At 47.3% G+C, this 25,366-nt stretch carries 17 protein-coding genes and 1 pseudogene; 10 read left to right on the top strand and 8 right to left on the bottom strand.

Going from position 1 to position 25,366, the window contains the following annotated elements; translation table 11 throughout:
* Positions 1 to 156: 156 nt before the first annotated feature.
* The 6 genes and pseudogenes from AAC052_RS07240 to AAC052_RS07215 all read left to right on the top strand — a co-directional run bounded on the left by AAC052_RS07240 (position 157) and on the right by AAC052_RS07215 (position 5,404).
* Positions 157 to 2,775 (top strand): DUF5686 and carboxypeptidase regulatory-like domain-containing protein, encoded by a 2,619-nt coding sequence (locus tag AAC052_RS07240; protein WP_339812120.1) that lies wholly within the window; start codon positions 157 to 159, stop codon positions 2,773 to 2,775.
* 282 nt (positions 2,776 to 3,057) lie between these two features.
* Positions 3,058 to 3,213 (top strand): annotated as a pseudogene (locus AAC052_RS07235) (DUF4160 domain-containing protein); the annotation flags it as partial.
* Positions 3,191 to 3,424 carry a DUF2442 domain-containing protein gene (locus tag AAC052_RS07230; protein ID WP_317491061.1) on the top strand — a complete coding sequence of 78 codons (234 nt, stop codon included), beginning with the start codon at positions 3,191 to 3,193 and terminating at the stop codon, positions 3,422 to 3,424. The pseudogene AAC052_RS07235 and the gene AAC052_RS07230, both read left to right, overlap by 23 nt.
* Before the next feature lie 41 nt (positions 3,425 to 3,465).
* Positions 3,466 to 4,521, top strand: coding sequence for a YncE family protein (locus tag AAC052_RS07225; protein ID WP_339812116.1), 1,056 nt, complete (start codon positions 3,466 to 3,468; stop codon positions 4,519 to 4,521).
* A 199-nt stretch (positions 4,522 to 4,720) separates the two neighbouring features.
* Positions 4,721 to 5,113, top strand: a complete 393-nt coding sequence (locus AAC052_RS07220; RefSeq protein ID WP_339812113.1) for a hypothetical protein — start codon at positions 4,721 to 4,723, stop codon at positions 5,111 to 5,113.
* Between the two features lie 102 nt (positions 5,114 to 5,215).
* Positions 5,216 to 5,404: a hypothetical protein gene (locus AAC052_RS07215; RefSeq protein ID WP_339812110.1), complete on the top strand. Its 189-nt coding sequence runs from the start codon at positions 5,216 to 5,218 to the stop codon at positions 5,402 to 5,404.
* A gap of 16 nt (positions 5,405 to 5,420) precedes the next feature.
* On the opposite strand, the gene AAC052_RS07210 is transcribed toward AAC052_RS07215, so the two are convergent.
* Entirely contained in the window at positions 5,421 to 6,296 is an 876-nt protein-coding gene (locus AAC052_RS07210) for a phytanoyl-CoA dioxygenase family protein (protein WP_339812107.1), read from the bottom strand.
* A 150-nt stretch (positions 6,297 to 6,446) separates the two neighbouring features.
* On the opposite strand from AAC052_RS07210, the gene AAC052_RS07205 reads away from it, so the two are divergent.
* Complete coding sequence (locus AAC052_RS07205; protein WP_339812104.1) at positions 6,447 to 7,298, top strand: AraC family transcriptional regulator; 852 nt, start codon at positions 6,447 to 6,449, stop codon at positions 7,296 to 7,298.
* Between the two features lie 31 nt (positions 7,299 to 7,329).
* On the opposite strand, the gene AAC052_RS07200 is transcribed toward AAC052_RS07205, so the two are convergent.
* Both AAC052_RS07200 and AAC052_RS07195 read right to left on the bottom strand, forming a co-directional pair.
* Positions 7,330 to 8,223 (bottom strand): metallophosphoesterase, encoded by an 894-nt coding sequence (locus tag AAC052_RS07200; RefSeq protein ID WP_339812102.1) that lies wholly within the window; start codon positions 8,221 to 8,223, stop codon positions 7,330 to 7,332.
* 329 nt (positions 8,224 to 8,552) lie between these two features.
* Entirely contained in the window at positions 8,553 to 11,069 is a 2,517-nt protein-coding gene (locus AAC052_RS07195) for an ABC transporter permease (RefSeq protein WP_339812100.1), read from the bottom strand.
* 396 nt (positions 11,070 to 11,465) lie between these two features.
* Between AAC052_RS07195 and AAC052_RS07190 the strand changes: the two genes are divergently transcribed.
* From AAC052_RS07190 to AAC052_RS07180, 3 genes are all read left to right on the top strand, one after another.
* Positions 11,466 to 12,578 (top strand): DUF5009 domain-containing protein, encoded by a 1,113-nt coding sequence (locus AAC052_RS07190; RefSeq protein WP_317491051.1) that lies wholly within the window; start codon positions 11,466 to 11,468, stop codon positions 12,576 to 12,578.
* Between the two features lie 171 nt (positions 12,579 to 12,749).
* Positions 12,750 to 13,052: a hypothetical protein gene (locus AAC052_RS07185; protein ID WP_339812097.1), complete on the top strand. Its 303-nt coding sequence runs from the start codon at positions 12,750 to 12,752 to the stop codon at positions 13,050 to 13,052.
* Complete coding sequence (locus tag AAC052_RS07180) at positions 13,053 to 13,460, top strand: putative toxin-antitoxin system toxin component, PIN family (RefSeq protein ID WP_339812095.1); 408 nt, start codon at positions 13,053 to 13,055, stop codon at positions 13,458 to 13,460.
* An 8-nt stretch (positions 13,461 to 13,468) separates the two neighbouring features.
* Here AAC052_RS07180 and AAC052_RS07175 read toward each other — a convergent pair whose 3' ends face one another.
* The 5 genes from AAC052_RS07175 to AAC052_RS07155 are packed head-to-tail and all read right to left on the bottom strand — an operon-like array spanning position 13,469 to position 25,294.
* Complete coding sequence (locus tag AAC052_RS07175; protein ID WP_339812092.1) at positions 13,469 to 15,733, bottom strand: FtsX-like permease family protein; 2,265 nt, start codon at positions 15,731 to 15,733, stop codon at positions 13,469 to 13,471.
* Positions 15,734 to 15,743: 10 nt separating this feature from the next.
* Positions 15,744 to 18,005: an FtsX-like permease family protein gene (locus tag AAC052_RS07170; RefSeq protein ID WP_339812089.1), complete on the bottom strand. Its 2,262-nt coding sequence runs from the start codon at positions 18,003 to 18,005 to the stop codon at positions 15,744 to 15,746.
* 27 nt (positions 18,006 to 18,032) lie between these two features.
* Entirely contained in the window at positions 18,033 to 20,390 is a 2,358-nt protein-coding gene (locus AAC052_RS07165) for an ABC transporter permease (protein WP_339812087.1), read from the bottom strand.
* A 27-nt stretch (positions 20,391 to 20,417) separates the two neighbouring features.
* Positions 20,418 to 22,862 carry an ABC transporter permease gene (locus AAC052_RS07160; RefSeq protein ID WP_339812085.1) on the bottom strand — a complete coding sequence of 815 codons (2,445 nt, stop codon included), beginning with the start codon at positions 22,860 to 22,862 and terminating at the stop codon, positions 20,418 to 20,420.
* A 23-nt stretch (positions 22,863 to 22,885) separates the two neighbouring features.
* Positions 22,886 to 25,294, bottom strand: a complete 2,409-nt coding sequence (locus AAC052_RS07155) for an ABC transporter permease (RefSeq protein ID WP_339812082.1) — start codon at positions 25,292 to 25,294, stop codon at positions 22,886 to 22,888.
* Positions 25,295 to 25,366: the final 72 nt, after the last annotated feature.

Here is a 25,366-nt window from a genome sequence, read left to right as displayed (position 1 = left end):
CATTCATTTTCCCTAAAAGGTCATTTACCCTTCTTTTCCACCGCCTCTAGCCTGTTGTGCCTGCGGAAAAAATTTAATATTGTAATTACTTACGCAACCCCAACACTGATTATTACATCTAGGCTATAAGGTCAATCAAAAACTCAATTTTTTTAGATGCGTTATTTCTACTCTTTATCCCTGCTACTGCTGGTGTCATTCACCGCTTTAGCGCAAAATACCGGCATTAAAGGCAAAGTACTTGGAGAGAACAATGAGCCTCTCCCCTTCGCCACTATCTTCATTCGCAACATCAACACAGGCACTACCTCCAACGTGGAAGGTGACTATGAGGTAAGGCTGGCTCCCGGTAAGTATGACGTGGTGTTCCAGTACATTGGCTACGAATCGACCGTGCATTTCTTTGAAGTGACTACCGGCTTCGAAACATACAACCTCACCCTCAAGCCCAGAATATTCCTTCTCAAAGAAGTAGAAGTACGCAGCGGCAAGGAAGACCCTGCCTACACTATCATGAGAAAAGCCATAGGCAAGGCCAGCTTCCATGCCAACCAACTCGATGCCTACGATGCCAAAGTATACATGAAAGGATCTGGCCGACTGCTCGACTCGCCCTTTTTCCTCCGCAACAAAATAGCGGAAGAAGGCATTGACAGCACCACCGCCTTTACTTCTGAATCGGTGAGCGAACTGCACTACCAGCGTCCCAATACCTATTCTCAAAAGGTCGTAGCTGTTTTTTCACAGGGTGACGACAACGGCACAGGCCCTGGTGAGTTTCTCACGGCCAGTTTCTACGAGCCAAAAGTTGTGGATGCCATTTCTCCGCTTTCACCCAAAGCATTTGCCTACTATCGTTTTACTTACGACGGCTATTTCCGTGAAGGAGGCTACGTTATCAATAAAATCCTGGTCACGCCCCGCAGCAAAGGAGACGACATTTTTGAGGGAACAATCTACATCGTTGACGACCTCTGGAGCATCCACAGCCTCGACCTTACCATGTATAAGCTGGGGATCAAATTCAACATTGAGCAGGTATACAATCCGATCGAGGACAAAGCCTGGCTCCCGGTAAGTCATAAGTTTGTCATCAACGGCTCTTTTTTCGGGTTCGACTTCCAGTACAACTACCTGGCCACACTCAGCGAATACAAAATCACCCTCAACCCCGACCTCGACATTCCGGTAACGGTGATCGACGAAAAAATAGATAAAGAGGCTGCCGCTGAAGTGAAGCAAAAGACGAAAGGCCAGGAAACACTGGAAAAGCTGGCTCAGAACAAGGAAGTGACCAGAAAAGACCTGCGCAAATTGGTGAAGGAATACGAAAAGGAAGAAATGGAAGATATTGAGTTTCCTGAGATTGTTTCTAATATCTCCATAAAACGAGACTCCACCACAAGCTACAACAACGACTCCACCTTCTGGACAAGCATGAGACCAGTGCCACTTACTGCCTATGAGATCAGGGGGTATACGAAGATAGACAGCCTCGACAAAGCGGAAGAAGCCGAGTACAAATCAGACACCACGAAAAAAGGAAAAAACAGAAGAGACAGAAAAGTAAGGCTCGGTGATCCAATTTTTGGAAGCTCCTACAAGCTGGGGAAAAAGGGTCGCCTTAACATCGAGTCTCCACTACAAACCATCGGCTTCAATACAGCAGAAGGTTTTAATTTCTTTTACGACATCAACTACTCACGACGGTTTGAAAATGGCAATAAACTCCAGTTCGGCCCTGTGTTGCGCTATTCTTTTGCCAGAGAAAAGCTCCTAACGAAAGGTTATGTAGATTTCCAATACGGGGAAAGCGGCACAAGAGGCAGCGCCCGGCTGGAGGCAGGCAGTTATGTGCAGCAGTTAAGTGCCCTTGAGCCCATCCACCCCTATATCAACACTGCCTACGCCCTGCTTTTGAAGGAAAGCTATTTAAAACTATATGAAAAGGATTTTGTAAGGCTGGAAAACGAAAAACGATATAACGACAAATTCTCGGCGAAGGCCAGCGTTGAGTATGCGCAGAGAAGAAGCCTGGCCAACAATTCAGACTACACTTTTTTCAAACACCCCGGAAAAGAATATACAGCCAACAACCCTCTCAATGCCAATACAGAAATAACAGGCTTTTTTGAGCACCAGGCACTGATATTTAACATTTCAGGGGAGTACAAACCATGGCTGAAGTACAGAATGAAGAACGGGTCGAAAGAGGAGATCAGGAAGTCGACGCCCACCTTCACTCTTGAGTACAGGAAAGGCATGCCCTGGGCTGAAAGCGATGTTAACTACGACCTGTTGGACGTAGGGGTGAAACACAGTTTTGAGTGGGGCATCCGTTCCAAGCTGGACGTTCGGGTGAATGCCGGGAAGTTTCTTAATGACAAGGCCATTTACTTTCCGGACTTTAAGCATTTCCCCGGCAACCAGACATTGTTCGCTACCCTCGATCCTGTGGAGAACTTTCGTTTGCTCGACTACTATTACTACAGCACCAACGATGAATACATAACAGCCTTTGTGCATAATCAATGGCGCAAGCTGGTGGTGACGCAACTGGCCTTTGTGCGGATGATGGGCATCAAAGAAAACATGTTTATCAACTACCTCGGCACACCCAATTCCAACAACTATACAGAAGTGGGCTACGGCCTCGACTATATCATGAGGGTTTTCAGGCTGGAGGCCATTGCGGCTTTTGAAGATGGCCAATATAAAAATTTCGGAGTGAGAATCGGCATTGCTACGAACCTTGAGGACTTGTTTGATTTCTGAAGTTAATGGTGCTCATTATGGAGAGCTGGTCAACATACTTCAAAAGTCTTATATTTATGAAGCATTAGCATTATGTCAGATGCCGACAATTTTAAGACACAAAGGTTATCGATTCTTTTTTTATGCAAATGATCATACCCCAATGCATATTCATGTGTATATAATTGCCTTTTAGTGGTCACATGGAATGTCTTGGTACCCTAATGCTCCACGAAGCCTCTATTTTGCGCTTATATCCATGCTCGGTAGGCATAGCAGCCTTTATGGACATTTCATGTTGAAAAAGGTGACGGCACAGCAAAATTTAACCTTGAGCCAATTGAACTCGTTAAATCGAAAAGATTCAACGCCGCTGAAATCAATGAGATTCGTAAATTAGTGACTGGGAATTTGGAACTGTTTAAGAACAAATGGGATGAGTATTTTAACAAGCTATAAATCCAGTAATGCAGTTGATATTTGGTTTGATGACTTAAAAATGTTTGTCAGATTAGATGATGGCCGTGAAGTTGCCATACCGCTCGATTGGTTCCCAAATCTTAGAGAAGCAACAGAAAAACAAAGGAACAACTGGAGATTGATTGGAGGTGGAGAAGAGATACATTGGGAAGATTTAGATGAAGATATTCTTGTAGAAGGTTTACTCTGAAACTCACCGTTTTAATAAGAACCAACGCAAACAACACCTACATGCTGCGCCACCTACTTTTAGGATTTACCATTTTTACCGCACTACACTGTCAGGCCCAAGTAGAAAGGCTGCTCTATGTGGCCCAGGATCAGGGCTTTGTTTATGTATATGATATCAATAATGGCCATAAGTTTCTAAGGAAATTTGAGGTGCCCGGCACCGGCGAGTTCAAAGGAATAAGCGCCGACCCCATCAGAGGTAAATTGTACCTAAGCTCCTATGTCGGTGATCAGTTCGTATGCGTAGACCTGAAAACAGAAAAAGTAGACTGGTCTATCCCCATCATCGGCTACCCCGACAGTCAGGCGATTACCCCCGATGGCAAATACATCTATCTGCCCAAAAGGCACGGCGGCGGCTGGGACGTTATTGATGCTGATCAACATAAGATAGTGGCCTATATCAAGGTACCTTTCGGCAACCCTCACAACACCTGGGCCAGCCTCGACGGGACGAAAATGTACCTCGCTGCTATGGGGAATGAGAACCTGTATGTAGCTGATGTAAAGACGAACAAAATAATCAAAACCGTTGGCCCATTTGAGGCCAATCAGGAAGATCCCTGGAGCTGGACGCAGAAAAAACACAATGGTCCTAAGGGCATCCGTCCTTTTGCTGTGTCAAAAGATGACAAGTACTGCTATATCAACCTGGATGGAGTGCTGGGCTACGAGGTAGGTGACATAAGTACAGGAAAGAGGTTGGGACGTGTAGAAGTAGGTGACTTCGAAAGCATCAGAGGAAACCACCTTACCACCAGCCACGGTGTCAATATCACGCCCGATCAAAAAGAAATTTGGGTGTCGAATGACGCTGGCCCTTATGTGCACATCTTCGACTGTACGGTATGGCCTCACAAGCGAATCGCCGACATTAAGCTTAACAAAAAGAACGGCTGGATTTCTTTCAGCATCGATGGAAAATACGGCTATCCTTCGTCAGGCGACGTGATTGACGCCAAAACCAGGAAGATAGTGGCCGAGCTAATAGAAAGCGAAAAGCTGGTCGAAGTGCAGTTCGAAAATGGCAAGGCCGTCAGAGCAAGTGCCAGGTGAGGTAGTTGGGGCAAACGCATTCAAGTCCAACCCTCCAAGGTTTTATCCCTTTCGGGGCAGCAAGCTGTCATGTCTCCAGGGAAAGCTAGTCGGGAGCCCTTGGAGGGTTACACTATGAAGCCTTCTTGTATGCATTCGCCCAGGTAAGGTTGTCGAAAGCAGCAACACTTTCATAAAAGTGGCGTATATTTATAGCAATATGATGGCTTCAGTCCGACTTCTATTCAAAAAAAGCGCCGAAAGTGCACGTTTGCTACTGTGTGTGGTAGCTGCTATGTTCGGGCTTTCAAGTATCGAAGCGGCCACCCCTACCAGGCCATTTACTCCGCTTAAAAGTGAAATCGTTCATAGCTACATCTCTGCCACTCAGCGATCCATTGCCTATACCAGGGCCATTTTAGATTTTGGAAGAAGTGCCTCTGCAGATTTTGATAGCCGAGCTACTATTCTCAACATCGCCATTCTCCGGCATGGGAAGCTTGCCAACACTGTGGAACAAATAAACATGAAAGCACCGCTGATTTGTTCACCGGCCCTTGCTAAGAAGCATATCTCTTCTCGTTCCGACGAAGACTCCTCTATTCACTCCTGAGAGCCTCCTCTCAGCGCAGGCCTGATCCAGGCCGTTCAATCCGATCATTTTTCCATTGAATGTAGGCTTCTCAAGCCAGCATCCCTTATTGTCATTCGTAAAATGAAGAAATTAAAAAAATACATGCGAACAGCAGGGTTGATGCTGTTCATTTTACTCAGCGGATTTGGCATGGGCATAGATCCCAATATTTTCAAACCGAAAAGGATAGAAAATGAAGAGGGCGTAAAAACCGAACAAGTAGTTAAGAAAGAAGAGGACGAAGATACCCAGCTTCAGGAAGTGAAGTGATGCGCCATTTTGACTATCAAGCCTCGTAAAGCAGCGGAAAGAACTTCCCTTCCATCTTTTTGCCCTTGGGGATAGTATCGGCACCGTTTAGCAACGGAGTGCTGGCATCCGACCGTGTGCCGTCTTTAAAAACATTGGTGACATAAGCCCGGCGCTGCCTGTCGGTTTTGTTTTCGTAGGATCCATGCACCAGCAAGGGGTGATGGAAAGTGCCATGCCCCATTTTCATTTCAATGGGAATGGGCTTGAATTGACTTTTTTGCTCTGGCGTCAGGTACTGATCAAGGCCATTCATATCGCCGGCAAGGTCAGGCTTATCGAGCAGGCCCCACCTATGGCTGCCGGGCACGTAGTACAAGCAGCCGTTGTCCACGTCGGCATCGTCGAGTCCTACCCAGCAAGTGAGGTGCTCCATGGGTTTGGTGCGAGTCCAGTACGAGTAGTCCTGATGCCAGGCCACCACGCCTCCATGTTTGGCTGGTTTGCAAAAAAGCTGGTCATGCCAAAAGCGAACTGACCCACCCAGAAGCTGGCTGGCCGCCATCACAAAAGCGGGGTTCCACAGCACGTCGTGAAAGCCGGGAGCCACCCGCCATGCACCCAGCGCATGGAAAAGAACCTTCGAAGGGTCAGTGGATTCGTTGGAATGGAACTCGTAGAACAGATGGTGGCCGGGGTGGTTAGGGTCTGCAATCTCCTCAAGTTCATTGCGGAGTGATTCTACCTGAATACTGTTGAGTAATTTCACGTTGGCTAAATAACCGTTCTCCTTGAAGAAGGCTACCTGTTCGTCGCTGAGTTTGTATTGTTCCCATTCCTTTTCAGTTTCGGGCCACTCAAACAGCCGACTTACCAATTCATGAACCCCGGCCAAATCTGCAACACTACTCATATACTATAACTTACTAATGCTCATTTAAAAGTACCGCCTTTTCCGACAGTCCTCTACGTCAATTTTGGCATTTACTTAACTTATTTTAACCATAATATTGATCAAGAGTCGTATTATTGGTAATATAAACAAGCATTGCATCGACAACGGATGAAAGCCATCTTTGAAAAAGTAGACCTGGAAGCAGGTCAGTCACTGGTAATTCGTGCGTTGAACCTCCCGGAGTTCGATGCTCCATGGCACTTTCATCCCGAAATGGAGCTCACTTATATTATCAAAAGCCGGGGAACGAGATTTGTGGGCAACAGTATTGAGGAGTTCGTCGAAAACGATCTGGTACTGCTCGGATCCAACCTTCCGCATATCTGGCAGAACCCTTCTAATCAGTCCGGCAGAAGTGAGGCAATAGTCGTGCATTTTTCCGCAGGAATGCTCAACAATAGCTTGCTCAGCTCTCCCGAGTTTGCCAACATCCGGCAGCTTTTTGAAAAAGCCAGCTATGGTGTGGCATTTCCACCGGAGCTCTCCAAAAGCGTTGGGAGAAAACTAGCTCAGATGGTAGATGCCGACCCATTTGGTAAAGTGCTTGGCCTCATGGAAACACTTCAGCTCCTCGCTACGTCCAATGAGGCAAGAACCCTTGCCAGTGCTGGCTATGCGCACCACACAACGGCAAAGGATGCAGAAAGGATGACCCTCGTGTTTGAGTATGTAAGGCAACATTTCAGGGACGTAATTCGACTCGACCCCGTTGCCAACCTACTTCACCAAACACCTCAGGCTTTTTGCCGGTATTTTAAAAAAAGAGCCAAGAAAACTTTCTTCGAGTTTGTGAATGAATTTAGGATAGGCCACGCCAGCAGGCTTCTGATCGATACTGAACTCAGCATCACCGAAGTCTGTCTGCAGTCGGGCTACAGTACCATTCCCCATTTTAACAAGCAGTTCAAGCGACTCACAGGGCTGAGCCCGACGGGGTTCAGGAAGAAGCATGTTGGTTAACCAGCAAGGCGGGCCGGGGCCCTTGCCCAACTTATGTCGCCGGATATGACCTGCTCCTCGTCTTTCGATAACCCGTCAACTCCAGGTCACCATTATCAAACCCTTCAATAATCGCATAGGCATTGTTCTCCGGCCCGCTGTTGTCGACCATGGCAGGCAAAAGCGTGTAGTGAATACCATTAATGCTGGAATAACCCTCCCTGTGACAATGGCCATGAAAGACCGCCGTCACTTTGCCCGAGTGCTCCAACATGCTTCGCACCGCCGCTGAATTCTCTACGTGCATGGTCTCATCGGGTAGCTCATAAAGTGAGTGGTGAACAAACACCACCGTGGGTAGTTTGGTTGCCCCGAGGTCAGCCTTCAGCCAATCCATTTGCGGCTGGGGAATGGTCGACTCGAACCATTCAAAATCGCCTTTGTTGTGGTCAGTGCCGTCAGGATGGAAGTTGGGGTCGAGCACTATAAAGTGGTACCCCTTCTTGTCAAACGAATAGTAGCCAAAGCCCGAGTCGATGCCTGTATTCTCCACATTGGCTATAAACTGTGCTTTGCTGATGCTGTCCACATCGTGGTTGCCTATGACATGGTAGCGGGGGCCTTTGAATTGTGCATACACCGCCTCCAGGTTTTGCAGGTACTTCAAGGTGTCTTCCTCCCTCCTGTTGGTGTCTTCATCTTTGAAATCCCCAAGATGGACCACGAAATCGACCTTTTCCCTGTTCATCACCTCGGTAAACTCGGCCATCTTTTCCAGCGACTCCCGGTAGTACCGAATGCCGCCTGGCTCCCGGTCGGCATAATGAGAGTCGGTGACCACACCAAAGCGCACTTTGGGCTTTCGGGCCGCCATGGCGTTGCCAATAAGCCCCACGGCGGGAATGGTAACCAGGGACGATTTGAGGAATAGTCGGCGGGTGATCATAGGACTGACTGTCGGTGGTTAAATATGACGTCAAATTAACGGAAATTACCCGCTGCGCCAACAAGAATTCATTGCGAAACATTTCTCATCGTTTCCCACGAGGCACTTAACGGGTTCTCATTAAGCGCTTAATGGAATTCAGCTAAGCGCTTAACGAAAGCTCACTAAGGCCTTAACGGAAATCGGTAAAGCGCTTTACTGGAAACAAATAAGCGCATTACCAGAAGCCACTTAAGTAATAGTAAAGAACATAGAGTTTTATTGCCCAGCTATTGATTCTCTCATGTTCAACGTTGTGCCAACAAATAATGGCCAGGGACAAATGCCTGTCACTCCATCCTCAGCGAATCCACCGGATTGGCTTGTGTCCTTGGCAGAGCCTCGACAACCACCACCGCCAGGGCCAGCAATATCAGTCCCGCCCCCGGAAGTGCAAATAGCCACCACCCCAAACGCATAGCGTAGGCGTAGTTTTGCAACCATTCATTTACCAGCCAAAAGGTGATGGGCAGCGTGATCACAATGGCAATCCCCACCAGCGCAACAAAGCGGCTGGACAGCAACAGCAGCAGGTCAGCAACGGAAGCGCCCAGCACTTTTCGGATACCAATCTCCTTTGTCCGTTGGGCAATGGTGAGCGACACCAAGGCAAAGAGCCCCAGGCAGGAAATAACAATCGAGAGGCCGGAGAAAATCCCTAGCAATGTTGAGAGCCGGTCTTCGGAGGCATATTGTTGTTCGTAACGATTCTCCAGCAAGAAGTAGTCGAAAGGGTTGTTAGGAAACATCTCTTCCCATTTGCCTCCAATGAAGGTAAGTGCGGCTGTCAGTGTTTCGTTGTTGAGGTTGCTGGCAGGGAAATTGAGCTTGACGGCGTAAAAAGTGCTGTTGATATTGTCCAGCACAAACATGGTCGGCGGAATGGCCGCCTTTGGCGACTCCTGATGAAAGTCCTTCACTACGCCCACTATCTTGCAACGAACCCCTTTCGATGCCAGCTCGCTGCCTACTGCGTCCTTTGCGTTAGCGAAGCCATGCGCTTGCACTGCCTTTTCGTTGATCAGGATGCTTTCCAGTGCGTCACCAAAATCTCCTGCCCGCTGCTCTGTGGGAAGAAAGTCTCTTCCCTCCAGTATTTCCACCCCAAATACGTCGACAAAGCTATCGTCCACCACATCAAATGTCATTAGTACTGGCTCATCACTGCCGCTTTCGGGTTTCCAGAATCGCTGCTGCCAGGTGTTCTCGTTGCCGGGCAAAACCGCAGACGTAGACACCGCCCGAATGCCGGGATATTGCTGAAGCTCATTCCTGAACACCTCCAGGCGGGACAGATAGGTGGAGTCCACCAACGAAGGAGTAGTCAGCACGAGGGAATTCTCAATATCAATCCCGAGCTTCATGTTGTGCATGAACCGCAGCTGACCGTAAACCGCTGCCGTGCCCACAATGATAAAGAGACTGGCCGCAAACTGCACCACCATCAGGGCAGACCGCAGGCCTCCTCCGGCCACAGTGCTCATCTTCCCTTTCAACATCGAGGCGAGTTGCCTGTTTTGAAGTAAGCAGAACGGCACAAATGACGAAATGGATACGCTAACAAAAAAGAGTACCCAACAAACCATCAACATTACATTATCTTTCCAAAACAGGCCGAAAGGAACAGCTGCCACGGCCTGAAACCAGGTTGAACTAACCTGCACCATTGTAAAAGCAAGCCCAAGTGCGAGCACATTCACCACGAGCGCCTCTGCTACAAATTGCTGAATAAGCTGCCACTTGCCAGCACCGATCAGCCTCCTCACACCTACTTCCTTACCCCGGCTCAGGGCCGAGAACATCGACAGATTGATATGGTTGACCCAGGCGATCACCAGCACGAACAGCGCTATGGCTACAAGAAAGTAAACATCAGCAGCCGAGTTATTGGTTTTCATTTCTTCCATCAACTGTGAATGCAAATGAATATCAACGACCGGCTGCATGTGCCAGCGTGGGTGCGCTGGATCCGGCGCCATGCCATACTTACCAAGCCATTCTCCTTCAAATTCCAGCAACTGCTCCGAAAGATCTTCTGGATGACTACCTTCACGGATCCTCACATAAGAGTGAAAATATTCCGCATCCCAGTCTTTTAGGTCTGCCCTTCCTCTTTCCGTTTGTGCCAATGTGGGAAAAGAAAACAAAAAGTTGACAGCCATGTGGGTGTTAGCTGGCAGGTCTTTTAACACTCCCGCCACCGTGTACTCTACGTCATCCATGCTGGTATGCCACTTCAGTGTTTTGCCCATGGGGTCATCAGCACCAAAAAACTTCAAAGCCATAGGTTCGGAGATGATCACCTGAAAAGGCTGATCCAATGCTTCCTTGCTTCCTTTGAGCAGTGGAAAGTCAAAAAAATCGAAGAACGATGTTTCTGCAAAATAGGTATGCCTGGTGTTAAAGCTCCTGACTTCTTCCCCATTGTCGTACGACAGCACATTGGAAAAACTGGAACTTCCGCATAGCCGGGTGATGGCCTCCACCTGTGGAGTATTGAGTAATGAAGTGGCCAGCACAGCCGGAGAAGTGGCGGCTTCGTACTGCAAGGCGCCACTGGAAAAGTCTCTGGAGAAAATACGATAGGTTCGATCAATTCCTGCACCGTGGAACCGGTCGTAGCTGAGTTCGAAACGAACGTACTGCCCGATAAGAAGCGCAGCCGCCAACGCCATTCCCAAGCCAAAAATGGTAACGGCTGAGGCGCTCTTATGCCGGAGCAGGTTACGAAAGGCGAGTTTGAGGTAGTTGGTAAGCATATTGAAAACATTGACGTAACTCATTCGCATGAGCAGAGGTCGTACCAAATTGCAATTGATTGATTAGTAGCCATTTAAATGGGTGTTTCGACTGAAAACGTACCATATTGGCACAATTGCTTGTTTCAATATGGCACACTCAGCCAACTTCCCAGAGGTACCAGCTTTCAATATCTTCATAACTGAAGCAGTTTCAATTTTCATGACGTCGTAAAAGTGGCCGCTTAGGATAAAAAAAAGTCAGGAGCAAACACCGGCGATCCACCAACAAGCACCAACCAACCCGCCTTTTTCCACAGAGGTGTCATTTAAGTAGCTCAGTAATGAAAAACTACTAAATTAGCTTCTGCTACTGTTGCCGGACACAATCGGCCGGATAGCTGTTTTAGTTCAATACCAGAAAGAGCTGCGTTGCGGGCCTTTTCTTAAACATTTAAATCAGAGATGACACAATCCGTCAAGAGCCAGCGCCTTTATTCCCTTGATGCCCTCCGGGGTTTTGACATGTTTTGGATCATGGGCGCAGAAGGGATTTTCCACAGAATGGATGAAATTACGGGAGGGCCCTTCTGGCATGCGCTGTCCACTCAGTTTGACCACCCTGCCTGGCATGGTTTCGCTGCTTACGACCTTATTTTCCCACTTTTCCTTTTTATGGCGGGCGTGTCTACTCCCTTCTCTATTGGCAGGCAGTTGGAAAAAGGCTTAGACAAGCAGTCCCTCCTGCTCCGTGTGATCAAAAGAGGCTTGATACTCGTGCTGCTGGGCATCATTTACAACAATGGACTGAAAATACTCCCGCTGGAGGAAATACGTTTTGGCAGCGTACTGGGGCGCATTGGCCTTGCGTATATGTTCGCCAATATTATCTATTTGTACACCACACAACGAGGGCAAATCATCTGGTTCGCCTCTCTTTTACTGGGCTACTGGTTCCTGCTGCTGTTTGGGCATGCACCCGGCCACCTGGCGGGTGACCTGACCATGGAAGGCAATATGGTCTCTTACCTTGACACCCTGATCATGCCCGGCAAGCTCTACCTCGGCATCCACGATCCGGAGGGCCTTGTATCCACCATTCCAGCTATTGGCACAGCTCTCCTGGGCATTTACACGGGCAACTTGTTAAAAAGCACAACCATCGATGACCGAACAAAAGTGGCGATACGACTGGCTGCTACCGGTGCCGTACTACTGGTATTGGCCCAGCTCTGGAACCTGGTGTTCCCCATCAATAAAAACTTGTGGACCAGCTCGTTTGTGCTGCAGTGCGGCGGCATCAGCATGCTGCTAATGGCGACTTTCTACTACATTATCGATATCCTGGGCCATAAGAAGTGGGCGTTCTTCTTCAAAGTTATTGGCATGAACTCCATCCTGATCTATATGTCGGGACGATTCATTAACTGGTCTTACTCCACCAATGCCTTCTTTGGCTGGCTGGGGCAGTTGGTCGGCGACCCTTACAATGTGGTAGTAATGGTGTTTTGTTACCTGGCGGTGAAGTGGGCTTTCTTGTATTTCATGTATAAGAAGGATGTGTTTTTGAAGGTTTAAAGAGGCCAGTGTTGGCTATCGGTAGAAGGAGATCACAAAGACAACCTTTGTGGTATTTACTGAGCATAATTTCAAAGTCAAATTTGAAAAGCTAACTGATAGTGTCCTGAGTGGGAATTTATTATCTTTGATAAGCATTCTTTAAGGAACCAGACACGAATTGAGCTAAAGATGAAAACTATTGCACTCAACCTCAGCGACGATATAGCTGCCCAGCTGGAAAAGCTCCCGAAGGAAAAGCTGGAGGAATTGGAACAAGTAATTTCAAATTGGCTGGAGCCAAGGAAACGACTGCTAAAAACCCTTGGAGAAATGCAAAAGAACGCACAAAACAATGATCCAACGCCGGAAAAATTAGAAAAAATTCTTGAGGATAAAAGAGCCTTATTGGAAGTAATGAGCGACATGAGTGCGTACGCCGAAAGAAAAGGTCTTACTCCTGAAATTCTTGAGGAAATCTTAAAGGAAAAGTAATTGAGGGTTATCGTTGACTGCAATGTACTTGTAAGCGCAGCCCTTTCACACCGGTCAGTTCCGGGAATAGTTACAAGGTTCGCAACAGAAAATTGCCAAGTTTTGTATTCTTCAGCAACCTTTTCAGAACTTCATTCCACTCTCTCACGACCAAAATTTGACAAGTATATTCAGGAGCATGATAAACTAGTATTTCTGCTGAAGCTCGCCGAAAAAGCTTCATTTATTGAACCAAAGGAAAGCATAAAAGCTTGTCGGGATCCAAATGATGATATGTACCTCGAACTGGCGGTAGCAGGCGAAGCTGGCTGCATCATCACCGGAGACAGAGCACTGCTCGACCTTCATCCTTTTCGGGGAATACCTATCATTTCACCTGCTGCATTCGTTGAGCAGTTCATGTCATAAGTTTGGATTTACTCCGCCCTCAGCGCCTCCACCGGATTAGTCCGGGCGGTTTTCCAGGTTTGGAGTACCATGATCGCAGACGAAATTACAATGAGTAAAACACCTGGAGCCAGCATCACCCAGGCGTCCAATGTGGTGGCGTAAGCATAGCCTGCCAGCCAATCTGTGCCGTAGTAGTAAACAACCAGCATCGACAGACCTGTGGCACCGCCTATCCATGCTGCGTATCCAACATTTACATGGCGAATCACTTGCTCAATTGTCGCTCCCAGCACTTTTCGGATGGCAATCTCTTTGAAACGCTTTCGCACAAAGAAACCTGTTAGTGAGGCCAATCCTATGCAGGAGATAAAAACGGCAACAAAAGACAGCGCTTTCAATACCACCGCCAACTCGCTCGCCTCGTGGTGTTTCTGCAAGTAAATATCGGAAAGAGCCAGGAGCTCAAACGGACGGCCATCATACAACCGATCCCATTCGGCCTTAACTTTGGTCTGCGCCGTTGTTTTGGCACGCTCATCGATGCGCATGGTCAGGTACCCCGAGGATGGGTCTTCCAAAGACATCAACAAAGGCCCGATTGGCGATGCCAGGCTGTTAAAATGAAAATCGAACACAACTCCCAAAAAGGCTTCCCTGGATTCCGGTTCGGGATAAAGATCCTGTCTATTGATCAGGGCTTCATTCACAATGAAACCTGTGTCGGGCAAAAAGATCGGTTCTCTTTCAAATGACACGTTAAGCGTATTGAGAAAGTTCTTGTCAATCGAAATATAGGCGACAAACTCAAGCTCTTTTTGCTCCCCTGCAGGTTGCAGAATTCCACCGGTTCCGACGAATGGAAGTCCGCTGGAAATAGTAGCACTTTGCACCTCTGGGATAGTAAGAAGTCGATCTCGCAGCAGGCGTAAATCCGTTTCAGCAGATGGACTGGGGATATACCACAAGTCATCAATAGCAAAACCCAGTGGCTTGGCCATAATGTAATCTGTCTGCTTGTCCACCAGCAGGGTGCCTCCGATGAGAGTGCAAGCGATGAGGAACTGCAGCCCAACCATCGACTTCAGCAACCATTTTCGCTCACCCATTTTGAACTTGCCTGCTATAACGTCCCTCGGCATCACTTTACTAAAGAGTGCACCTTGAATCCCTGCCAGCAAAGTCATTACACTCACCATGAGTATCACGAGAAATACAGCGCTCATACTAAATGCAGCACCATCGATATTCAGGTAGGACAAAACCTCTCCACTGGCAAACTGTATAAAAGAGACGCTTAACATAGCCGCCAGAAGGACTACCACCGCCGACTCGGCCAAAAACTGTAGCAGCATTTGGGCAGGAGTAATACCAAGTACCTTTTTCACGCCCATTTCTCTGCCACGAAAAAGGGTTTTGACCTGAGTAAGATTGATGATATTGAAAATGGAAATAAAAAGAATGATCGTTGAGATCATGCCCATCATATTGATCATTTCCTGGTTAGCACTTCGTAAAAGTGGCCCATTATCCATCTCCACCAAGTACATATCTTCTACACTAACAAGCGTATAACGAATCACGTCAATAAACTTGTCCATGTTCACTGATTCTTCATCTACTTTTTGTTTCAGGGCTACTATATCAGCGTCAGGTCTGACATTCACATACACCAGGCCTTGCGAATAGTCCATCTTTTTGCTGGGAAGTGGAATGGCCAATACGTTGACCGTCAAGTGAGAGTTGGTAGGAAAATCCTTGAAAGTGCCGACCACTGTGTACTTACCTTCTTTCAGGTCGATTGTTTCTCCGACAGGGTTTGCCCTGCCAAATAGTTTTATTGCTGTGGAATGATTGAGAAGTACAGTGCCCGCCTCAAAGGTGTTTTTTATATCAAAATAACTTGAGTCAAACAGCAAGACAGCTTCTGCCTCAGTGTAGGCCCATAGCTTTTCGGTGAACATTTTACCTTTGACAGTTATTTCTTGCTCCCCTCCCTCCTGATAAACAGGCACACTAAAATTGACCTCTGGGAAATGGTTCTCCATGTACTGTGCATTTGAGATGGGAAGGACTGGAAACCTAATCGGTGAATCAATGGCGTCATTGTTCTTGAGGCGATAAGTATGCTTCGGATCAGCAAAATGACGATCTGCGCTGTACTCATGCCAGATAAAACTGAACGTAAAAAAACAAGCTGTAAATGCGAGCGCTAGTCCCGATATGCTAGCTAGCATATAGCCCTTTTCCTTTTTCAGGTGGCGGAAGGCAAGGAGAATGTGGTTCTTTAGCATAATCAGATATTTATTCTGTTCGTAAAGCTTCTATGGGATTCGACTTTGCGGTATTCCAGGTCTTGATAGTGATGATCAAGAATGACAACGCCAGCACAAGAAAGCCTGGCAATGCCTGGAGCCAAAGGTCAAACTGTGTATGGTAAGCAAACCCGTCGAGCCAGTCGTTGCCAAATTTGTTGACGATTGGAATGGCTGCCAAGGCACTGCCTGAGATGATCAATACAAACCCAAGATTAACACTTTTGGCAATCTGGTAGACCGTGGCTCCAAGCACTTTTCGAATCGCTACTTCTTTTATTTTCTTTTTGATCGAGAAGGCTGATAAAGCGCTTAGACCTACGCAGGAAATAAAAACGGATATGAATGTGAGTGCATTTACTACACTAAGGAACTCCATAACCGACGTATGCGACGCAACGAACTGGTCTTTCAGATTGAATAGTTCAAAAGGTATGTCAGTATAAAGCTGCTTCCATTTGGCCGCTAAATACTGCTTTGCTTCCTTTTCTTTCCCTTCCGCTACCCGAACGGTAAGAAAGCCCTTCTCTTGGTCTTTAATTCTGAACCTCAGTGGTTGTATTGGTTGTCTGAGGTTAGACTTGTGAAAGTCACTCACCACTCCCTCTAAAGTCCCCTCTATTTTGAAACGGCCATTCAACTCTTTTTCAAGCCAAACCCCTTGTTCATTAAGCAGGTAACCCGTAGCTGTGAGCGAAGTGGGTTCTTCTTTGAAATGAATTCGATAGGTATCAAAATAGTCCCGATCCACTTTACACTCAAAAAATTGCTCTCGGTGCTTATCAAGGTCGTAAACGGTCAGATAATAACCAGCATTTTGGCCTGGTATCGCACTTGAAACCGTGGATGAAATAACTCCTGGAATACTTTTGACTTCGTTTTTTAAGAGCTGAAGATTGAGCGAATCCCGGTCACTATGAACGTACCACAGCCCATCCGCATCAAAACCCAATGGTTTATTGGCAATGTAGCTCACTTGACTTCTTACCAGCAGCGCACCCCCCACAAGGCCTGTAGTGATCAAAAACTGAGCGCCAATCATGGCTTTTGAAAGATGCTTCTTAGCGCCAATCTTATAATTACCAGAAATAATCTTTCTGGGCATGATGCCAGTAAATAAATAGATTTGAGGCAGGGTCAAAAGGCCAGCAACACCAAGAGCTACGCCAGCGACGACGGCCAGCGATAGGGACTGATTGACTGATACTATTTTGAGGTACATATAAACCTCGCTGGCAAAGACCTGAGCCATTGACATCGCCAATAAAAACGATACAGAAACAATCAAAAAAGACTCAACAAAAAACTGATAAACAAGCTGTGTCTTCTTAATGCCCAGCACCTTTTTTACACCCACTTCTCTGCCACGAAACAATGCCTTTAGTTGTGTGTAATTGACAATATTAGTAATTGAAATCAGTAAAATAATGCCGGAAATAATGACTAATAGCTGCAAGGCATTTTTATTAATTGCTCTAAAAATAAAGCCCGTGGTTCCACTGAAATACTTCTCGTCGATGCTTTCGAGCGAATAGGCAAAAGGCCCGTATTGTTCCTCCAATTCACCAGAGAGTTCAGCCAGTTTAGGGTCAACCTGTCCCAGCGTTGCACCCTCCTGAAGCTTCACATAAACGAAACCGCTGCCACTAGATTGAGATGAAAGTGATATTGCAGCAGCATTTATTTGTATGTGTGAATTTGAAGGGAAGTCGTCGAATGTGCCGGCCACTACAAAATCGCCACGGCTGGTATTTACAATTTGGCCGACAGGGTCTGCCTCGCCAAAAATGGCTTTTGAAATGTTGTTGCTAAGTAGAATAGACCCTTTTTGAAAAGGCAATTGAACCGAGAACAAATTGGCTTTGAATAGCTCCGTAAATTCAGGACTGGTAAAAATACATTTATCAACTTTGAAGGTTTCTCCTCCAAAAGATATATTAAAAGGACCTCTGACAGGATCAATAGGGATCACTTGCTCCAATTCAGGTATCTTTTCTCCAAGCTCAAAAGCAGCATCAAAGGATACATCAGGATTAAGCACCCTGTCTTCCGTGAGAGTAAAATGAGAGTTCATTCGGTAGAGCCTATCCCTTTGTGCAAAATGCTGGTCAGGAAATAGCTCATGAAGGAGAAAGACCACTGCGAAAAACGAAACCGTAAAAGCGATAGCAAGCCCCATAATGCTTACCAGAGCGTAGCCCTTTTCCTTTTTCAAATGACGGAAAGCGAGGAGTACATGGTTTTTTAGCATAGGTGGTTGGTTTAGTGATTGAACAACTTATTCATTCCTCAAAGAGTCGACTGGATTGGCTGAAGCTGCTTTGACAGACTGGTATCCTACGGAAAGCAAGGTTACAATTAGCATGAAAAGCGATGTGGAGAGGTAAGTGCTCCAGCTGATTTCGGTTCGGAAGGCATAGTCGGATAGGTATTCGTTGACTAAATACCAGGCTATCGGGATACCAGCGAATAAGCTAAAGCTAAAGAGGGCTACAAAATCATTGCCCAACATAACAACAAGGCCCCAAACCGAAGCGCCCATTACTTTTCGGATGCCCAATTCCCTGGTTCTTCTTTCAGCGGTGAAAGAGGCTAAACCAACGAGCCCCAAACATGAAATCAGGATGGCAATGACTGTAAAACTCAGTGAGAGCTTTCCCACCACTGCCTCTGTTCGGTATTCTCTGTCGAAAACTTCATCGAGAAAAGTGTATTCAAAAGGGTAATCGGGGTTGTGCTGCTCAAAGACGTTCTGAACCTGGGCAATGGTTTCTGCCACTGACCCCTGCCCGCCTAGCTTGATGAAGTAGTGTGACCCGATATTTTCAGAATACATGAATATCATGGGCTCTATGCCAAACCTCAAATTGTTGTTGTGAAAATCATCTGTAACGCCGACCACTTTCCCTTTTCCATTCCACATTTCAAGGTCTGCTCCTATCGCATGTTCAAGATCCAATCCCATGACCTCGGCAGCTTTCTTGTTAATGATGTAATTGGACGCATCCTGATCACCAATGAAATTTCGCCCCCCCTGCATTCTGATGTTCATTGTCGGAATGAACTCTGCATCGCAGCGGTATATTTTGAAAGTGATGGAGGAGTTGTCGGGTTTGCCAGCCCATACCGGATCGGTGGTCGTAATGGGAACAGTAAATATGTTGTTGCCTCCGAAGGCAATGCTTTTCACCGCAGCTAGCTGATTCAAATCATTTTTAATGGCTGAGTAGTTTTTATCGGTACCTTCATTGCGGTCCACCACAATGATATTCTCTTTGTCAAACCCAAGGTTTCTTTCACCGATGAAAACAATTTGCTTGTACACCGTAATACTCCCTATGATCAGTATGAGTGACGTGGTAAATTGAACTACCACCAGTGTTTTGCGCAGCGTATTTCCGGTGAGGCCGGCTTGTGTATTTCCCTTTAAAACTTTAGCCGGATGGAATGCTGCCAAAATAAATGCCGGGTAGCTTCCGGCTAGCAGCCCGCAGACCAATGCCACTCCCAGAATCCCAAAAGTGAGTACCGGATTGGCGAAGTCTAATTCAATAGACTTGGCAGTGATGTCGTTAAAAAATGGCAGGAGCATCTGCACAATCCCCATAGCGAAAAGCATCGCAATGAAAGACAGCAGCACCGACTCGGTCATAAACTGAATAACGAGGTCAGATTTTCGGGCCCCTATCGATTTCCTAACACCCACTTCACGGCTTCTATTAGCAGAGCGGGCCGTTGAAAGGTTCATGAAATTAATACACGCCATGACAAGGATCAAGATGGCCACAGCACCAAAAAGGAACACCTGCTGTATTCTTCCGCCGACGTTCTTCCCATTTTCAAACTCCGAATAGAGCCTCGACTTCAGATAGGGAAATAATAGTGGGGTCGTTGAGCAATCAGCACAGTTGCTTTTAATCAGGCCAGCCAGTTTTCGGTTGGCGGCATCCCTGGAGTCAGCCGATTTCAACATTACCGCTGTCTTGCTCCCACCACTTTTCCAATGTTGTGTCCACGGATTCTCCCTGACGAAAAGCTCAAAGGGAACAACAAAGTCAAATTGAAGGGTGGAGTTTTGAGGTATGTTTTCAAAAACGCTGGTGACCATTAATTCGCTGGATTCTCCCAGGCGCAGCGTTTTACCAATGGGGTCTTCCTTTTCAAACAGCTTTTTGGCAAGGTTTTCAGAGATAGCGATTGATTGAATGTCGGCGAGCGGCTGGCTAGCATTACCCCTTACTATTGGGAAACTGAACACCTCAAATAGCGCAGGGTCGGCGTAAATTCCACTTTCATTGAAGGCATTGGACTCATGCTTTACCAACAGCTCTGTTTCCATACTGTACTGAGTAGCTAATTCCACTTCAGGAATTTGGCTTTCTATTACGGCTTTCAATTTTGCCGGAGTAGCACCATAGGTTTCAATACTGCCATCAGGATATTCGCTATTGACCAGCATCTGGAATATGCGGTCACCATTTGCATGAAACCGGTCGAACGACAATTCATCTGTCACCCAAAGAAGGATAAAAACATTGGCAGCAAGGCCAACTGTCAGTCCGAGGATATTGATAAATGCATAACCCTTGTGACGGAGCAAATTGCGCCAGGCGATCAAAAAGTAGTTTTGTAGCATAATCAGCTTCGTTTCTGGTATCTTAAACTATTCAGTTCTTAACGCATCCACGGGATTTTCCCGGGCCGTCGTCAACGTTCTCACATACATTGTCAGCCAGGTGATGGCCAGTAGCACGACTACAGGCGTGAACAGCAGCGTCCAGTCCAGCTCAATCCGATAGGCAAAGCCGTCAAGCCATTCCTGTATCCTCCAAAAGCTCACAGGCAAGCCAATCGCAATGGCAATGAGCACAATGCGAAAATAGGTTTTGGACAGCAGCAAGATCAGGTTGGCTACCGACGCCCCGAGCACTTTTCTGATACCTATTTCCTTGCGGCGGCGGGTGGCCTGGTAAGAGATAAGGCCAAACAGGCCGGTGACAGACAGCAACACGGTGATCACAGACATGGCAGTCATCACTGCACCAAATTGCTCATCTCGGGCATACTGGCGGTCATAAAATTCATCGAGGAAGAAGAAACTGAACGGTTTTTCTGGGAACGTTGTCTCCCATTCGCTTTGGATAGCGGCCACGCTTTCTCTTATAGTCTCCTGCCCAAGCGCAAAGGTCAGGTACTTGTACGGGCCAGGGTTTAACCACATCACTTCCGGCTGCACCACTGCCCTTTGCGACTGGGTGTGATAGTCCTTTACGACACCAATAATAGTACGATTACCCCAGCAGTTGCACATTTTGCCAATGGCTTCTTCAGGACTAGCGAGTCCTAAGCCCCTTACAGCGGATTCGTTTACAATGGCTGATTCCTTCTGATCGCTTGATAGCTCCTTAGAAAAGTTGCGCCCTGCGAGCAACTCCAAATCGAAGGCGTTGAGGTAGTCCTCATCCACACGCAGCATCTTGGAATAAATCGGGTCACTTTCATCTTCACCCAACAATTTCAGCACCGACACTTGCCATGTATTTTCATAGCCAGGAACCGCCGACGACAAACTGGCATTTTTGATAAAAGACTGCCTTTCCATGTCATCTTTAAGGGTTTCTATCTCCTTCACGAAAAGGGAATCTCTTCCTCCCGGACCAGGATACTCAAGGATATCCACCACCAGTCGCCGATCCTTTGAGAACCCCAGCGGTTGGTTCAGCATAAAATCGAGCTGATAGTGAACTGCAAGCATGCTGGAAAGAGCGACTAATGAAATAGTAAACTGGGTTACTAGCAACAGGTGACGAATCGCTGCTCCTTTTGGCGTCTTTGCGGGCTGACCTTTTAGCACAGCGGAAGGCTGCACGGTTGCCAATAACCACGATGGATACCAACCAGAAATCAGCGACCCCACCAACCAAACGACAACTACCAGTGACAAGAAATCAAACTGAGAGAAATAATGGAACAAATTGTTATCAACTACTGAGAAGCCGGACAGCCAGGCAAGGCCAAGTTGGGTAAGGGTAAATGCCAACACCAGTGATACCAGGTGCAGGGCCATCGATTCGACCACGAACTGCCGGAAAAGCTGGCCTCTGGTTGAGCCCAGTATCTTCCGCATGCCGGCTTCACGGGAGCGATCCATAAGTCTGGCGGTAGTAAGATTGATGCAGTTTACCCAGGCCAGAATAAGGATAAACAAACTGCTAAAGCCGAGGATATATAACGATGATGCATTGCCTTTAGGACCAGTCTCTCCGGAAAGCGATTCACCCAAATAAATGGAAAGCAAAGGCTGCAAGTGCAACTCTAAGCGCTGTCCGTTGTTGTCATTCCTTTCTTTCCAATGGCCGGTGATGTACTTAGCAAGGAAGTCCGGCAGTTTGGCCTCCACATCCGTCTGTTGTATCCCTTCCTTCAAAAGCACAAAATTGGTAAAGCCCTCCCATCCCCACTGACTGTCATCCCTTGGAGTGATTGTTTCCCAGGAAAACAGCATGGTGAACTGTAAATGTGAATTAGACGGCACATCTTTGAAAACACCTGTTACTTCATAGCTTTCCGGCCCATTGTAGTTCGTGCGCTGAATAGTTTTTCCCACCGCTCTTTCGTTGCCAAAATACTTAATAGCCAGTGACTCGCTTATGACCACCGATTTAAGTTTTGTTAGTGCTGTTTTTGGGTTTCCCTCCAGTAGCTCAAAAGAAAAAATGGAAAAGAAGCTGGAATCGACATGGTACACATTGGTTTCACTGTACTTTTCCTCCTCAACGTTGATCACCACAGGTGCCTCCAGGGAGTATTCCCACATTCTGGTGTAATTTTCAACTTCTGGCAGATCGGCATGCAGTCTTGGGCCGGTGGGGATGAAAGTGAGCGCCTTTTTATACATCAAGTCTTCCCCCTGGTAGCGGTCGAGCGTTACTCTGTAAGTATCGTCACCCTTTTCGTGGAAGTGGTCGAAGCTTCTTTCTCCTTCTATATAAAGCCAGGTAAGTAAAAAAGTAGCCACGCCAACGGCCAGCCCCAGCACCGTAATGCCGGAGTACAGCTTGTGCCGGAGGAGATGGCGGTAAGTAACAAGTAAGTAGTTGCTGAACATTGAACCAGGGTTAGGTTAACTTTTCATTCACTTCGAAGCGAGTCTACAGGATTCATCAAAGAAGCTTTCAAAGACTGGAAAGACACCGACAGCAAGGCCACAATCATCACCATTACTCCCGGCAGCACAAACATCCACCACCCAGGGGTAATTCGGTAAGCAAACCCATCCAGCCACTGCTGAATAAAGTAATAACTTACCGGACAGGCCACTAGAAATGCAATACCTACCAGCACCACATAGCTGCGGGAGAGCATCGTCAGTATAGAAGATACGGTAGCTCCCAGCACCTTTCTGATCCCGATCTCCTTGGACTTCCGCCCAACGGTATAGCTGGCCAGCCCAAATAACCCGAAGCAGGCGATAAAAAGGGCAACTAAGGACGCTATGAAGATACCCCGCTGCTGGTGTTCATCTGCCAGGTAGTTCTTTCTGTATTCATCGTCGGTAAAAAAGTATTCCATCGGAAAGCTGCCCATCGTCGCTTCCCATGCACTCTTTACCCCAGTCAACACGTCACCGGTCATTTTGCCGGCAGGTCTGATGGAGATATATTCCTTATGCCAGATACTTTTTGGATACAGGAAAATAGCCGGCTCGATGGCATAATGCATCGACCTTAGGTTAAAGTCCTTTACAACTCCAGCCACCTGGTGCTCAGGCCCGCCTTTCCAATGCATGCGAAACGACTTCCCTACCGCTTCATTTACCTCCCAGCCCAAATATCTGGCAGCTGCTTCGTTGATAAGCATTTTGGTCATTTTCAAAGAATCGGAAAAGGCGTCGAATGAAACGCCGTCGAGCAACTCAATCCTGTAAGTCTTCAGGTAATTTTCGTCGGCGTAGGTGGTGAGGATACTTTGCTCCTCGTCGGCTCCAGGCACAAAAACACCGAACAGGTTCTTGATGTACCTGCCCATCGAGGCCTGGTGCAAAGAAACACTCTCTATATCGGCGTTTTTCCGCAGCTGTTCGGCAAAAGCAGGCGCTTTGCTTCCCAGGGTTTCGGCATTGGCCATGTCGATGGCAATAGTAAGCACACCCTCCTGATTGAAGCCCCGATCGGCTTGCTCCATGTAGTTGAGCTGGGAAGTCATGACCATTAAGCCGGTGAGCAGCACCAGCGAGATGGTCATCTGGAAAACCACAAGCACATTTCGAAAACCGCTGTTTTCGCCGGGCCCTTTGAACTGCCCTCTTTGCAAGGTGCCAGCCTTCGACGACAGGTAAAAGGCGGGATAAGATCCGTTCACCAACGACAGAAATACTCCAAAAACGGCCACAATGCCCAAAGCCGCCAGCCAGCCGCCCGGCAGCTGCGTAGAAAGGGGCTCTCCCATTGTGTCACCAAACCAATCTTTCGCCAGCTGAGAAAGCGCCAACCCAAGCGCCAATCCGCTCAGGGTAGTAACAATAGCCTCGGTGATAAACTGCATCCTCAGCTGCGACCTGGACGCTCCGTTCACCCGCCTGATACCTATTTCCTTCATCCGCTGCACAAAAATGCTGGTAGTGAGGTTGAAATAGTTGATAATGGCTATGGCAAGGATGAAAATGCCCACCCCCACAAATGTCATTACCCGCTGGTAGGAAATGGCGGTGAGGGTGTCGCCAGCATATTCCTCGAATTTGTAACCCGATGCGTTGACATACAGGTCGGTGAGGGGTTGGAGATAAAATTGTTTCCGCTCGTCCGCAAAATCTTCAGGAACATGGGTGCGGAAAATAGTTGTCAGTTTTTCTGCGTTGGGCACCTCGCTCTCCGCCCTGGTTCTCACGAACACCGTGCAGCCCGTATCGTGCCAGCCGCTCTCTGCGTCTTTGTAAAAGAGCTCATTGATATTCGAAAATGGCACGATGGCCTCAGCATCAAATACTGTATTGACAGAAGCATTGTCCATCACTCCGGTGACAACAAACTCCCGGTCGACATTCAATTTTACCATTTCCCCCACAGGGTTCGCCTCTCCAAAAAGCTTCTTCGCCAATGCTTCGCTGATCACCACGCTGTTCTTTAGCGTCAGTGTTTGTTCTTTCTCTCCACTCACCAGCGGAATATCAAACGCAGAGAAGAAGTTGACGTCACTGAAAAAGACCTTCTCTTTGAACCTCTTCTCCTCTCCTCCAATCCAGTAGTTGCCGCTTGTTATGCGAAGAATGTCCCAACCAGTCTCCCCGCCGTCTCTTAGCTGCTTAGCCAGACCAAACGACAGATAGGCTTCGTGCCAGGCTGGGTCGTCAGCCGTTTCTACCACCCGGTAAATTCTGTCCTTTTCCTTATGAAAATTATCATAATGCAGCACCTGCCAGCTGTACAAACCAATCAGCAGAAAGGAAGCAATGCCTATAGCCAGACCGGAGACATTGATCAATGAAAATATCCGGTTGCGGACAAGGTTGCGAATGGCTATGACGAGGTAGTTTCGGAACATATGGTTATTCGTTATGAGTTATTGGTTATTGGTTGCCGACCATTAGCTAAGAGTTGAAACACAACAGCTAGT

Source organism: uncultured Imperialibacter sp. (assembly GCF_963974565.1).
GTDB classification, from domain to species: domain Bacteria; phylum Bacteroidota; class Bacteroidia; order Cytophagales; family Cyclobacteriaceae; genus Imperialibacter; species Imperialibacter roseus.
The sequence above is the reverse complement of the archived record's forward strand: the minus strand, read 5'-3'. Positions and strand labels throughout refer to the sequence as shown.

What these genes read in the sequence shown, in the direction of transcription:
- AAC052_RS07240 (WP_339812120.1), top strand. Translation starts at nt 157, where the DNA reads ATGCGTTATTTCTACTCTTTATCCCTGCTACTGCTGGTGTCATTCACC.
- AAC052_RS07230 (WP_317491061.1), top strand. Translation starts at nt 3,191, where the DNA reads ATGAGTATTTTAACAAGCTATAAATCCAGTAATGCAGTTGATATTTGG.
- AAC052_RS07225 (WP_339812116.1), top strand. Translation starts at nt 3,466, where the DNA reads ATGCTGCGCCACCTACTTTTAGGATTTACCATTTTTACCGCACTACAC.
- AAC052_RS07220 (WP_339812113.1), top strand. Translation starts at nt 4,721, where the DNA reads ATGATGGCTTCAGTCCGACTTCTATTCAAAAAAAGCGCCGAAAGTGCA.
- AAC052_RS07215 (WP_339812110.1), top strand. Translation starts at nt 5,216, where the DNA reads ATGAAGAAATTAAAAAAATACATGCGAACAGCAGGGTTGATGCTGTTC.
- AAC052_RS07210 (WP_339812107.1), bottom strand. Translation starts at nt 6,296, where the DNA reads ATGAGTAGTGTTGCAGATTTGGCCGGGGTTCATGAATTGGTAAGTCGG.
- AAC052_RS07205 (WP_339812104.1), top strand. Translation starts at nt 6,447, where the DNA reads ATGAAAGCCATCTTTGAAAAAGTAGACCTGGAAGCAGGTCAGTCACTG.
- AAC052_RS07200 (WP_339812102.1), bottom strand. Translation starts at nt 8,223, where the DNA reads ATGATCACCCGCCGACTATTCCTCAAATCGTCCCTGGTTACCATTCCC.
- AAC052_RS07190 (WP_317491051.1), top strand. Translation starts at nt 11,466, where the DNA reads ATGACACAATCCGTCAAGAGCCAGCGCCTTTATTCCCTTGATGCCCTC.
- AAC052_RS07185 (WP_339812097.1), top strand. Translation starts at nt 12,750, where the DNA reads ATGAAAACTATTGCACTCAACCTCAGCGACGATATAGCTGCCCAGCTG.
- AAC052_RS07175 (WP_339812092.1), bottom strand. Translation starts at nt 15,733, where the DNA reads ATGCTAAAGAACCACATTCTCCTTGCCTTCCGCCACCTGAAAAAGGAA.
- AAC052_RS07170 (WP_339812089.1), bottom strand. Translation starts at nt 18,005, where the DNA reads ATGCTAAAAAACCATGTACTCCTCGCTTTCCGTCATTTGAAAAAGGAA.
- AAC052_RS07165 (WP_339812087.1), bottom strand. Translation starts at nt 20,390, where the DNA reads ATGCTACAAAACTACTTTTTGATCGCCTGGCGCAATTTGCTCCGTCAC.
- AAC052_RS07160 (WP_339812085.1), bottom strand. Translation starts at nt 22,862, where the DNA reads ATGTTCAGCAACTACTTACTTGTTACTTACCGCCATCTCCTCCGGCAC.
- AAC052_RS07155 (WP_339812082.1), bottom strand. Translation starts at nt 25,294, where the DNA reads ATGTTCCGAAACTACCTCGTCATAGCCATTCGCAACCTTGTCCGCAAC.